Annotated in this window: 12 protein-coding genes; 7 read left to right on the top strand and 5 right to left on the bottom strand. The window is 57.2% G+C overall.

All coding sequences use genetic code 11. The features are described from left to right. Positions 1-12: 12 nt before the first annotated feature. On the bottom strand, positions 13-1,269 hold the full coding sequence (hemA, locus tag ACT3IC_RS18665) for a glutamyl-tRNA reductase (protein WP_039030718.1): 1,257 nt from the start codon (positions 1,267-1,269) through the stop codon (positions 13-15). 221 nt (positions 1,270-1,490) lie between these two features. On the opposite strand from hemA, the gene lolB reads away from it, so the two are divergent. The 4 genes from lolB to dauA all read left to right on the top strand — a co-directional run bounded on the left by lolB (position 1,491) and on the right by dauA (position 5,836). Continuing rightward, complete coding sequence (gene lolB / locus ACT3IC_RS18660; protein WP_103179953.1) at positions 1,491-2,102, top strand: lipoprotein insertase outer membrane protein LolB; 612 nt, start codon at positions 1,491-1,493, stop codon at positions 2,100-2,102. Next, positions 2,099-2,968: a 4-(cytidine 5'-diphospho)-2-C-methyl-D-erythritol kinase gene (gene ispE / locus ACT3IC_RS18655; RefSeq protein ID WP_103179954.1), complete on the top strand. Its 870-nt coding sequence runs from the start codon at positions 2,099-2,101 to the stop codon at positions 2,966-2,968. Before lolB ends, ispE begins: the two co-directional genes overlap by 4 nt. 123 nt (positions 2,969-3,091) lie before the next feature. After that, positions 3,092-4,039, top strand: coding sequence for a ribose-phosphate diphosphokinase (gene prs / locus ACT3IC_RS18650; RefSeq protein ID WP_003856663.1), 948 nt, complete (start codon positions 3,092-3,094; stop codon positions 4,037-4,039). A 120-nt stretch (positions 4,040-4,159) separates the two neighbouring features. Then, a complete protein-coding gene (gene dauA, locus ACT3IC_RS18645) occupies positions 4,160-5,836 on the top strand; it encodes a C4-dicarboxylic acid transporter DauA (protein WP_473478556.1) in 1,677 nt (558 codons plus the stop codon). Here the strand turns inward: dauA and ACT3IC_RS18640 are convergent. Together ACT3IC_RS18640 and ychH are read right to left on the bottom strand one after the other, a co-directional pair. Beyond that, a complete protein-coding gene (locus ACT3IC_RS18640) occupies positions 5,822-6,865 on the bottom strand; it encodes a MerR family transcriptional regulator (RefSeq protein ID WP_103179955.1) in 1,044 nt (347 codons plus the stop codon). The two genes, dauA and ACT3IC_RS18640, sit on opposite strands and share 15 nt — an antisense overlap. A gap of 117 nt (positions 6,866-6,982) precedes the next feature. Next, entirely contained in the window at positions 6,983-7,258 is a 276-nt protein-coding gene (gene ychH, locus ACT3IC_RS18635; protein ID WP_103179956.1) for a stress-induced protein YchH, read from the bottom strand. 274 nt (positions 7,259-7,532) lie between these two features. On the opposite strand from ychH, the gene pth reads away from it, so the two are divergent. Next, complete coding sequence (gene pth / locus ACT3IC_RS18630; RefSeq protein ID WP_103179957.1) at positions 7,533-8,117, top strand: aminoacyl-tRNA hydrolase; 585 nt, start codon at positions 7,533-7,535, stop codon at positions 8,115-8,117. Positions 8,118-8,243: 126 nt separating this feature from the next. Next, entirely contained in the window at positions 8,244-9,338 is a 1,095-nt protein-coding gene (gene ychF / locus ACT3IC_RS18625; RefSeq protein WP_103179958.1) for a redox-regulated ATPase YchF, read from the top strand. A 114-nt stretch (positions 9,339-9,452) separates the two neighbouring features. On the opposite strand, the gene ftrA is transcribed toward ychF, so the two are convergent. Then, complete coding sequence (gene ftrA / locus ACT3IC_RS18620) at positions 9,453-10,418, bottom strand: transcriptional regulator FtrA (protein ID WP_103179959.1); 966 nt, start codon at positions 10,416-10,418, stop codon at positions 9,453-9,455. Between the two features lie 108 nt (positions 10,419-10,526). Here ftrA and ACT3IC_RS18615 point away from each other — a divergent pair, with 108 nt between their 5' ends. Continuing rightward, on the top strand, positions 10,527-10,922 hold the full coding sequence (locus tag ACT3IC_RS18615) for a rhodanese-like domain-containing protein (protein ID WP_103179960.1): 396 nt from the start codon (positions 10,527-10,529) through the stop codon (positions 10,920-10,922). Positions 10,923-10,967: 45 nt separating this feature from the next. Here ACT3IC_RS18615 and ACT3IC_RS18610 read toward each other — a convergent pair whose 3' ends face one another. Further along, positions 10,968-12,353: a purine-cytosine permease family protein gene (locus ACT3IC_RS18610; RefSeq protein WP_201304737.1), complete on the bottom strand. Its 1,386-nt coding sequence runs from the start codon at positions 12,351-12,353 to the stop codon at positions 10,968-10,970. Positions 12,354-12,533: the final 180 nt, after the last annotated feature.

Here is a 12,533-nt window from a genome sequence, read left to right as displayed (position 1 = left end):
GGGTATGGCGCGCTATTCCAGCCCGAGGCTGTCGCGCAGAATATTCAGGCGTTCGTCGTCCCCGTCACGGGCAGCCTGTTGAAGTGATTTGGTTGGGGCATGGATCAAACGGTTGGTCAGTTTCCATGCCAGTTCCTGCATGATGACCTGCGGATCGCCGCCCTGCTCCAGGGCCGCCATCGCTTTGGCAGTCAGTTCATTACGTACCTGTTCCGCCTGACCGCGGTATTCGCGAATCGTCTCGCTGACGCTTTGCGCGCGCAGCCAGGCCATAAATTCGCTGGTTTCTTGCTCGACAATCGTTTCGGCCTGCACCGCCGCCGCTTTACGCTGGGCGAGATTGTGGGAAATGATGCTTTGCAGATCGTCCACGCTGTAGAGATAGGCGTTCGCCAGCTTGCCCACTTCCGGTTCAACATCACGCGGAACGGCGATGTCCACCAGCAGCATCGGCTGATTCCGGCGGGACTTAAGGGCGCGCTCGACCATACCTTTGCCGATAATCGGCAGCGGGCTGGCGGTGGAGCTGATGATGATATCCGCCTCGTTGAGACGGGCGTCGATGTCGCTGAGGGCAATCACTTCCGCGCCTACCTCATCCGCCAGCGCCTGGGCGCGTTCGCGGGTGCGGTTGGCGATAATCATCTTCTTCACTTTGTGTTCGCGCAGATGACGCGCGACCAGCTCGATGGTTTCGCCTGCGCCAACCAGCAGCACAGAGACCGTCGAGAGGGATTCAAAGATCTGGCGCGCCAGCGTACAGGCGGCAAACGCAACGGAAACGGCACTGGCGCCAATGTCGGTTTCGGTTCGCACTCGCTTAGCGACAGAGAAGGATTTCTGGAACATGCGCTCCAGCTCGCTGGCCTTAAGGTGGCCTTTTTGCGAGTCGGCAAACGCTTTTTTAACCTGTCCGAGGATCTGCGGCTCGCCGAGCACCAGCGAATCAAGGCCGCTGGCCACGCGCATCAGATGGCTGACCGCATCGTTATCCTGATGCCAGTAGAGGCTGTTACGCAGCTCTTCTTCGTTCAGGTTGTGGTATTCGCATAACCAGCGGATCAACGCTTCGTGCAGGTTGTCCTGCTCTTCCACGCTGAGATAGAGCTCAGTACGGTTGCACGTCGACAGCACCACGCCCCCCTGCACCATCGGCTGGGCAAGCAGACTTTCCAGCGCCTGGTCGAGCGTATCCGGCGAAAACGTGACGCGTTCTCGCAGTGAAACCGGGGCCGTTTTGTGGTTAATACCGAGTGCTAAAAGGGTCATATGAGCGGGAGTAGTACCAGCGTTAATAGGGTTAGCAGGGCGCATCATACAGGATGCGCGAGATCAATAAAAGAGACTGCCCCCTTTCGGAGTAATAGGTTATTAGTTGTTATTAACCGCTAATTTGATGATTTAGGACAACTTGAGCGTAGACGCTCCCGCTACCGGGCGCTAGCATTAAGGGTTATAACCGCCACGTATCTCAAGGATTTGTCATTATTATGACCAGACTGATTCGCCTCCTGCCTCTCGCCGCGCTGGTACTTACCGCATGTTCCATTACGCCGCCCAAAGGGCCAGGCAAAAGCCCTGACTCACCGCAGTGGCGTCAGCACCAGCAGGAGGTGCGTGGTTTAAGCCAGTACCAGACCCGCGGTGCCTTTGCATATCTGTCGGATCAGCAGAAAGTGTATGCCCGCTTCTTCTGGCAGCAGACCGGCCAGGATCGCTATCGCCTGCTGTTGCTCAACCCGGTGGGGAGCACCGAAATGGAGCTGATTGCCCAGCCAGGCAGCGCGCAAATCACCGATAATAAAGGGCAGAAATATACCGGTACCGATGCCGAAGAGATGATCGGCAAGCTGACCGGGATGCCGATTCCGATTACCAGCCTGCGCCAGTGGATCCTCGGCCTGCCGGGCGACGCCACCGATTACAAACTCGACGACCAGTATCGTCTGAGTGAAGTGAACTACAGCCAGAACGGTAAAAACTGGCACGTGGTCTATGGCGGCTACGACAGCAATACCAAACCGGCCCTGCCAACCAGCCTGGAACTGACCGAAGGCGGCCAGCGCATCAAGCTGAAGATGGATAACTGGATTGTCAAATGATGACCCACTGGCCTTCACCCGCAAAACTTAACCTGTTTTTATACATCACCGGCCAGCGTGCGGACGGCTATCACACCCTGCAGACGCTGTTTCAGTTTATCGACTACGGCGACACCATTTCGATTGAACCGCGTCAGGATGGGCAGCTTCGTCTGCTCACCCCGGTGGAGGGCGTGGCCGATGAAGATAACCTGATCGTCCGTGCTGCCCGGATGCTGATGGCGGCGGCGCAGCAAAGCGGACGCCTGCCGGCGGGCAGCGGCGCGGATATCCGCGTGGAGAAAAGGTTGCCGATGGGCGGCGGGCTCGGCGGGGGCTCGTCAAATGCCGCTACCGTACTGGTGGTGCTCAATCACCTCTGGGGCTGCGATCTCTCGGTGGATGAACTGGCCGCGCTCGGGTTAACCCTCGGGGCCGACGTGCCGGTGTTTGTCCGGGGGCATGCGGCCTTTGCCGAAGGGGTGGGCGAGATCCTCTCCCCGGCCGAACCCGCGGAAAAATGGTACCTGGTCGCCCACCCGGGCGTCAGCATCCCTACCCCGGTTATCTTTAAAGATCCGGACCTTCCACGCGATACCCCCGTCCGGTCAATAGAAACGTTATTAAAATGTGAATTCAGCAACGATTGCGAGGATATCGCAAGAAAACGTTTTCGCGAGGTTGATGAAGCGCTTTCCTGGCTGTTAGAATACGCGCCGTCGCGCCTGACTGGCACAGGAGCCTGTGTCTTTGCTGAATTTGATACGGAATCCGCTGCACGTCAGGTGCTCGAGCTGGCTCCAGAGTGGCTGCATGGTTTCGTGGCGCGCGGTATGAATATCTCCCCGCTACAGCAGGCCATTCTGGCGCAATCTGAGTTTCGGTGACAACGTCACCCTGTTCCAGACGTTGCATCGCGCTCTTTAATACACCGCCTGGATAGCGTTCGCCTGGCCCGCACAGTTTACGGCGAACTATCCACCACTGGACGCATGCCTGAGGTTCTTCTCGTGCCTGATATGAAGCTTTTTGCTGGTAACGCCACCCCGGAACTAGCACAACGTATTGCCAACCGCCTGTACACTTCTCTTGGCGACGCCGCCGTAGGTCGCTTTAGCGATGGCGAAGTCAGCGTACAAATTAACGAAAATGTACGCGGTGGTGATATTTTCATCATCCAGTCCACCTGTGCTCCAACTAACGACAACCTGATGGAACTGGTTGTTATGGTCGATGCCCTGCGCCGTGCTTCCGCTGGCCGTATCACTGCTGTTATTCCTTACTTTGGCTATGCCCGTCAGGACCGTCGCGTCCGTTCCGCACGTGTGCCAATTACCGCAAAAGTTGTTGCTGACTTCCTCTCAAGCGTGGGTGTTGACCGCGTTCTGACGGTTGACCTGCATGCCGAGCAGATCCAGGGCTTCTTTGATGTTCCGGTTGATAACGTATTCGGCAGCCCAATCCTGCTGGAAGATATGCTGCAGCTGAACCTGGACAACCCGATTGTGGTTTCTCCGGACATCGGCGGCGTGGTTCGCGCTCGCGCTATCGCCAAACTGCTGAATGACACCGACATGGCGATCATCGATAAACGTCGTCCGCGCGCTAACGTTTCTCAGGTGATGCATATCATCGGTGACGTTGCTGGCCGTGACTGCGTGCTGGTTGACGACATGATCGACACCGGCGGCACTCTGTGCAAAGCCGCCGAAGCGCTGAAAGAGCGTGGTGCTAAACGCGTGTTCGCCTACGCGACTCACCCGATCTTCTCCGGCAATGCCGTGAACAACCTGCGCAACTCCGTTATTGATGAAGTTGTGGTGTGCGACACCATCCCACTGAGCGACGAGATCAAAGCGCTGCCAAACGTGCGTACTTTGACCCTCTCCGGGATGCTGGCAGAAGCGATTCGTCGTATCAGCAACGAAGAGTCTATCTCTGCCATGTTCGAACACTAATCGGACGCAGTCAGAAAACCCGCTACGGCGGGTTTTTTTGTCTGCAAGATGTATTTGTATGATTAATGCCTCCTTCACCTGCCATTGATATGACAGATGATGCGCACACGGATGATGATTGTGAAAAACGCTTCCTCTCATGTTCTTCCCTTCCGCGCCCTCATCGACGCCTGCTGGAAAGAGAAATATACCCTGTCGCGGTTTACCCGCGATCTTATCGCCGGCATTACGGTCGGCATTATTGCCATTCCATTGGCGATGGCGCTGGCCATTGGCAGCGGCGTGGCGCCGCAGTATGGCCTCTACACCGCCGCCGTTGCCGGGATTGTGATTGCCCTGACCGGTGGGTCGCGCTTTAGCGTCTCCGGGCCCACCGCAGCCTTTGTGGTGATCCTCTATCCGGTTTCTCAGCAGTTTGGTCTGGGCGGATTGCTGGTGGCGACCCTGATGTCCGGGGTATTTTTGATTCTGTTCGGTCTGGCGCGCTTTGGCCGGCTGATTGAGTATATTCCCCTCTCCGTCACGCTGGGCTTCACCTCCGGGATCGGCATCACCATCGGCACCATGCAGATTAAGGACTTCCTGGGCTTACAGATGGCCCACGTGCCGGAGCATTACCTGCAAAAAGTGGGGGCGCTGGCGATGGCGCTGCCGACAACAAACCTGGGCGATGCGGCGATTGGCGTGGTGACCCTGGGCACGCTGATCCTCTGGCCACGGCTGGGCATCCGCCTGCCAGGACACCTGCCCGCCCTGCTGCTGGGCTGCGCGGTAATGGGGATAGTCAATCTGCTGGGCGGCCATGTCGCCACTATCGGCTCGCAGTTCCACTACGTGCTGGCGGATGGCTCCCAGGGTAACGGTATTCCGCAGCTTCTGCCCCAGCTGGTGCTGCCGTGGGATCTGCCCGGCTCCAGCTTTACCTTAAGCTGGGACTCCCTGCGCGCCCTGCTGCCAGCCGCTTTTTCGATGGCGATGTTAGGGGCGATTGAGTCGCTGCTCTGCGCCATGGTGCTGGACGGCATGACCGGCACCAAACATAAAGCCAACAGCGAACTGGTCGGCCAGGGGCTGGGCAACATTATCGCCCCGTTCTTCGGCGGCATTACCGCCACAGCGGCCATCGCCCGTTCCGCGGCCAACGTGCGCGCGGGCGCCACGTCGCCGGTCTCGGCGGTGGTCCATTCGGTGCTGGTGATCCTCGCCCTGCTGGTGCTGGCGCCCTTGCTCTCCTGGTTGCCGCTCTCGGCCATGGCCGCCCTGCTGCTGATGGTGGCATGGAACATGAGCGAGGCGCATAAAGTCATCAACCTGCTGCGCCGCGCCCCCAAAGACGACATCATCGTAATGCTGATCTGCATGTCGCTGACGGTACTGTTTGACATGGTCATTGCGATAAGCGTCGGGATTGTGCTGGCATCATTACTGTTTATGCGTCGCATTGCCCGTATGACCCGTCTGGCCAGCGTCAATGTCGCCACGCCGGAAGACGTGCTGGTGCTGCGAGTCATCGGCCCGCTGTTTTTTGCCGCCGCGGAAGGATTGTTCAGCGAACTGGAGTCGCGCATTGCGGGGAAACGTGTCGTGGTGCTGAAATGGGATGCGGTCCCGGTGCTGGATGCCGGCGGGCTGGACGCCTTACAGCGTTTTGTCCAACGTCTGCCGGAAGGCTGTGAACTGCGGGTGACCAATCTCGAATTCCAGCCCCTGCGCACGATGGCGCGCGCAGGGGTTCAGCCCATTGCGGGCCGTCTGGCGTTCTATCCTGACCGTGAGGCCGCGTTAGCGGATCTGTGACATCCGGCGCTGCATCATGATGCCTATCGCCTGCTGAAGCCACTCGAGCACAGCAGGCGTCATCCAGGTCCCTTTCATCAGATGCGGCTCCTGCTGCATCGCCTCGCGGAATTTTTGCTGAGTTGCAGGATTATCCCCTGCGTAAGACTGGAACAGCGCCAGCCAGTTTTCCGCCAGCCGCTGTGCTTCCGGACTCTCTGCCTGCACCCCTTCCCGGCTTGCCTGATGCAGTTTTGCCACCAGTGCAGGCCACTCCATCATGCGATCAAAATAGTGCGCACGGGTAAACGCCATCTCCTCGGGCGTCAGGTAGCGCTGCCAGATAGCCAGCTTGCTCTCGGCGAAGGCCCGGGTGATGAAATCGAGGATATCAGCGTCGATCCCCGTCTGCTCACGCATTTGCGGCTCCACGCTGTGCATCTCATTCAGGCGGGTCAGGAAGTCGGGGTTGCCTGCGGTATCCTGCTCAAGCTGCGTCATCCAACGCGTAGCCAGCCCGGTAGCGCGTGGGTCGGCAACGTCCACCTTTTCCGCCAGCATGCGGCGGGCTTCGGCCACCAGTCCGGCCCAGATCTCTGCCAGGGCGTCACTCTGCTGCGCAAACGGTAATACCTGTAACTCTTCTTTACTGAACCAGCGATCGTACATCGTCATTAACTCCAGCGTCTGTAACCAGGATTCCAGATCGGGCTCGGTGCCTGCGGCCAGCGTGCTATGCAAACTCACGAGCTGCTCGCGCAGCGTCTGAATGCTGCGCATCTGTTTATCCAGCAGAGCGATTTGCGCGCCCAGGAGATCCACCATGGAGCGCGGATCCCGATCGAGAACCTCTTTAATTTCGGCAAGCTCCAGCCCCGCTCTGGCTAACACCTGGATACGGTGTAGCCGCTGTACATCCGCGAGGGTATAAAGACGGTAACCTGCCGCACTTCTGGCAGAGGGCAGCAGCAAGCCGGTTTGCTCATAATGGTGTAATGTCCGAACGGTGATCCCCGCTCTCTTCGCCAACAGGCCAACCTGAATTAACATCGCTGCTCCTTTTATCTCGCCATCACGGTCACTCTGGTGCCTTACGTTACGTGAGGGTCAAGAAAAAAGGCAAAAAAAAACGGCTTCCGAAGAAACCGCTTTTCGCGCTGTCACAGGTTAGCTGTGCTTATGCTGTTCGCGACGGCAGCGTTTATCATAATGGCGCACCCACCAGTAGCGGTCGCAGACCTGTTCGTGGCCGCTGACGCGCGCCCCGGCCAGCCAGAGCACCGCTCCCAGGAAGATGCTCAACACTGCGCCATGGGCGAAGTATTGTGGCAGGTCAAGTTGCGGAAGCTGGTTTAAAATGGAATAACCGACGCCGACAACCATGACGACTAATCCCAACCCCATCAACACGTTACCGAGTAGCGAAGCGTTTTTGCGTTTCATATAGCACCTCCGGAACTTTGGGTTGTTAGGGAATAATCTCCCTATTCCTTGTGTGTAAAGTATAGACACCACCCGTTTTGCGGATTGCGTCAACGATCACAAATATCTACTTCGGTGCAACAAAACTTTACAAATAAGCCTTTGAGTAGCATGAAATTCTAATGGTTCAACGCCGGGATTATTCAGTTTCTACGTGTCGCTTAGCAGAATTTTGTCAACCGACGCGGCAGACAGTACACTACGCGCCAGACTTAGCACTTTCAGGAATAAAAACGTGACGATTAAACTGATTGTCGGCCTGGCTAACCCCGGCGCGGAATATGCTGCCACCCGCCATAATGCTGGCGCCTGGTATGTTGATCTGCTGGCCGAGCGGTTACGCGCCCCTCTGCGTGAAGAACCTAAATTCTACGGGTTTACCTCTCGCGTTAACCTGGCTGGCGCCGATGTGCGTCTGCTGGTGCCCACGACGTTTATGAATTTAAGCGGTAAAGCGGTGGCCGCGATGGCGACCTTTTATCGCATCAATCCGGATGAGATCCTGGTGGCGCACGACGAACTGGATCTGCCGCCGGGCGTGGCAAAATTCAAACTTGGTGGCGGCCACGGCGGGCACAACGGCTTAAAAGACATCATCAGCAAACTGGGCAATAACCCTAACTTCCATCGCTTACGCGTGGGGATTGGTCATCCGGGCGATAAAAACAAAGTTGTTGGTTTTGTCCTGGGTAAGCCACCGGTTTCCGAGCAGAAACTGATCGACGAGGCGGTAGACGAAGCGGCGCGTTGCACCGAAATCTGGCTCCAGGATGGTTTAACCAAAGCCACCAACCGTCTTCACGCTTTCAAAGCGCAATAACCGGCGCGAAACGGCTTTTTTGCCCCGCAGGCTGCCGGTTACGTGTATAATAGGCGTAGTTATTTACTTTTCTTCGACTCGTTAATGTTAACGTGTTGAATATCAAGATATTAAGGTGATTCAGAAATGGGATTCAAATGCGGTATCGTTGGTCTGCCTAACGTTGGCAAATCCACCCTGTTTAACGCGCTGACTAAGGCGGGCATCGAAGCGGCTAACTTCCCGTTCTGTACCATTGAGCCAAACACCGGTGTTGTACCTATGCCCGATCCGCGTCTGGATCAGCTTGCGGAGATCGTAAAACCGCAGCGCATTCTGCCCACCACCATGGAGTTCGTGGACATCGCGGGCCTGGTAAAAGGCGCCTCGAAAGGTGAAGGCCTGGGTAACCAGTTCCTGACCAACATCCGTGAAACCGAAGCGATCGGCCACGTTGTGCGTTGCTTTGAGAACGACAACATCATCCACGTGAACAACAAAGTGGACCCGGCTGACGATATCGAGGTGATCAACACCGAGCTGGCACTGGCGGACCTGGATACCTGCGAGCGCGCCCTGCAGCGCGTGCAGAAGAAAGCCAAAGGCGGCGACAAAGACGCGAAAGCGGAACAGGCTGCGCTGGAAAAATGTCTGCCACAGCTCGAAAACGCGGGCATGCTGCGCGCGCTAAAAAACCTGACTGACGAAGACAAAGCGGCGATCAAATACCTGAGCTTCCTGACCCTGAAGCCGACCATGTACATTGCCAACGTCAATGAAGACGGTTTTGAAAACAACCCATACCTGGACAAAGTGCGTGAAATCGCAGCAGCGGAAGGTTCTGTGGTCGTGGCCGTGTGTGCGGCTGTTGAGTCTGATATCGCCGAGCTGGACGATGCCGACCGTGAAGAGTTCATGGCTGAGCTGGGTCTGGAAGAGCCAGGTCTGAACCGCGTGATCCGCGCCGGTTACCAACTGCTGAACCTGCAGACCTACTTCACCGCTGGCGTGAAAGAAGTGCGCGCCTGGACTATCCCTGTCGGCGCGACGGCACCACAGGCGGCGGGTAAAATCCACACCGACTTTGAAAAAGGCTTTATCCGTGCCCAGACCATCGCCTTTGAAGACTTTATTACCTACAAGGGTGAGCAAGGTGCGAAAGAAGCCGGCAAGATGCGTGCAGAAGGGAAAGACTACATCGTTAAAGATGGCGATGTGATGAACTTCCTGTTTAACGTTTAAGGGTCATGCATCTGCGGATGCGTTAACTGACCTGAAAAAATCCACGCCATGGCGTGGATTTTTTTATCAAAGGCACGTTGTCTCGCCTGGAGAATCATTAAACAACCTTGCCCATTATTGCTCTGCTGAAGTGTAAAACCCCTTCCTGTATGCCGCAGGCGTCGTCGACAGCTGATTTTTGAAGTGATGACGCATCGTCGCCACGCTGCCAAACCCCACCTCCTCCGCGATACGCTCAATCGACAACTGGCTATTCTCCAGCAAATCCTGGCTGCGGCTCAGGCGGGCGTGGAGCAACCACTGGGCGGGCGTCTTGCCGGTGGTGGCGGTGAAACGGCGCAAAAAGGTACGCGGGCTCATCCCGACAAATTTTGCCAGCGACTCAACGGTATGCGGCTCGGCAAGTCTGGCGTACAGGTAGTCGAAGAGTGCCCCAAGGCGATGGCCTTCATAGGCGACAGGCACCGCCTGCTGAATAAACTGAGCCTGGCCGCCGTCGCGATGGGGCGACACCACCAGCCGACGCGCGACGCGGTTGGCCGCCACGCTGCCATAATCCCGGCGCACCAGGTGCAGACAAAGATCGATACCCGCCGCGCTGCCTGCGGAGGTCAATACATCACCGTTATCAATATACAGCACGTCAGGTGTGACCTTGATGGCGGGATAACGCTGTTGCAGCAGGTCGGTATAACGCCAGTGGGTGGTCGCCTGCCGGTTGTCGAGTAACCCTGCGGCGGCCAGCACAAAGACTCCGGAACAGATAGAGAGGATCCTCGCCCCACGTTGATGTGCCGCGACAAGCTGCTCGCACAGCGCGGCGGGCACCGGAACTTCGGCCCCCCGCCAGCCGGGCACGATGATCGTTCCGGCCTCACTCAGCAGCTCCAGCCCGCCATCCACCACCAACCTGAAGCCGCCCGTTGCGCGTAACTCACCCGGATCAACGCCCGCCACCGCAAAGCGATACCACTTCTCGCCCATCTCGGGGCGGGGCAGCGCGAAAATTTCGACGGCAATACCGAATTCAAAGGTACAGAGGCCGTCATAGGCCAGTACAACCACCAGAGGATTATTCATCACCACACTCAATGGGTTTTGTCATGATCTTGATGTTATCTGGTATTTCTGCCAGCTGTCAAAGCCGCGTCTCCGCCGTAGAGTAAAGGCTCATTCCTGGAGGTGTTTATGAGCTATGTAACTGATTATCCTGCTGCGTCGCCAGATGTCGCAGCAAACCATTTTTTACAGCGACTGAGCGTGGAAACAGACTGTGACGATGTGCATACCGCGTTTAAAGAGGGTAATGTCGATTTTGTGTTGCTGCATGTGGTCGGTAGCCCGGAGGCATTCGCCCGCCGTCATATTCCTGGGGCGCTGCACCTGCGACATCGCGATATGACCGAGCAAAGAATGGCGGAGTGGCCCTCCGATACAGTGTTTGTGGTCTATTGCGCCGGGCCGCACTGCAACGGTGCGGATCGCGCCGCGCTGAAGCTGGCGCAGATGGGCCGCCCGGTGAAAATTATGATTGGCGGAATGACCGGCTGGGCCGACGAAGGTTTTGCTTTTAACCCCCAGTAAAAGAGCCGCGATCCCGTCTGACCTGCGGGATCGCTGACACCTCTTTCACCTGCCCGACGCCGGATAGATCGTCTCTGTCGGCAGCACCCGACGATCAAAACGCCGCAAGCTATAATAGAGCGCTGCGGTACAGAACCAGCCAATCACCCACGAGACATCGTTGTCGGCAAACAGCCAGGTCAGCGAGCCGTGGTAGAGCGGGTTTTCAATAAACGGCAGCTGGATCAACACGCCAACAACATAGACGCTGATGGCAAACATGTTCCAGTGCCCGTAGCGACCACGGGAATCGAACAGCGCCGGAATATCTACCGCTTTACGGGAGATAATAAAGTAATCGGTCAGGCTGATGGCGCTCCACGGTACGAAAAAGGCCAACAGGAACAGCAGGAAATGGGTGAAGTGCTTCAGGAACGCCGGTTCGCTCAGCAGCGCAATCACGCACGAAAGGGCCACCATCAGTACCACAAAGGTCACACGGCTTTTCTGGTTCAGCGTCGTCTGCCGGCGAAAGCCCGAGACAATGGTGGTCAGGGACATAAAACTGCCGTAGGCGTTGAGGGTGGTAAAGGTGATTTTGCCAAAGCAGATCGCAAAGTAGATCACCATCGCCATCGCCTCGCTTTTACCCAGTCCGACGATGTAACTCACCTCATGTCCCTTGAAGGCGCTGCCGGCGATTGCCGCGGTGATCACCCCGAGCGTCATGGACGCCTGGGTGCCCAGCACCGTACCGCTGAAGACGGAGAGGAAGGTCTTCACCCCTGAGACGTCGCGCGGCAGATAGCGGGAATAGTCGGAGACGTAGGGACAAAAGGCGATCTGCCATGAGGAGGAGAGCGATACCGCCAGCAGGAACATCGGCATCGAGAAGTGGTTATTCTGCATCACAGCGCCCACATCGCTGGCGATCAGCAGAGCGATAAACAGATAGACAAACGCCAGCACCCCCACCACGCTCGCTACCTTGCCGAGCTTGTGGATCACCTTATATCCCAGCACCGCAATCACGATAATGATCGCGCTGAACAGGATCATACCGGCCACGTTCGAGATCGACAGCAGCCTGGCCATCGCCTGTCCGGCCAGTACCGTCCCGCTGGCGGAGAAGCCGACATACATCACGCAGACCAGCGCCAGCGGGATCATCGCACCCAGCACACCAAACTGGGCGCGACTGATGATCATCTGCGGCAGACCGAGGCGCGGTCCCTGCAGGGCATGAAATGACATTACCACCGCGCCCAGCACCTGCCCCACCAGCAGGCCAATGATGGACCACACCACATCCCCGCCCAGCACCACTGCCAGCGCCCCGGTCACAATGGCGGTGATCTGCAGATTGCCGCCAAACCACAGCGTAAACTGACTGAAGGGGTGGCCGTGCCGTTCATTATCCGGGATGTAATCGATGGATCGTGTTTCCGATATTCGCGTCCCGCCGCGCTTTGACTGCGCTTCTGAAGATGAAAAAGACGACATAGTTTCCTCTCTGAGTGGATGATTAATGCCCGTCAGAAACCCTGCTATACCTATGCAACGCCATATGACAGAACATGTATATACAACCATTGACATCCACCCACACGCATCTGATGGTGGATTTGTGAA

Source organism: Leclercia sp. GHBNCSD (genome assembly GCF_055805075.1).
Note: the sequence above shows the minus strand (reverse complement) of the source record. Positions and strands in the feature narration are given on the sequence as shown.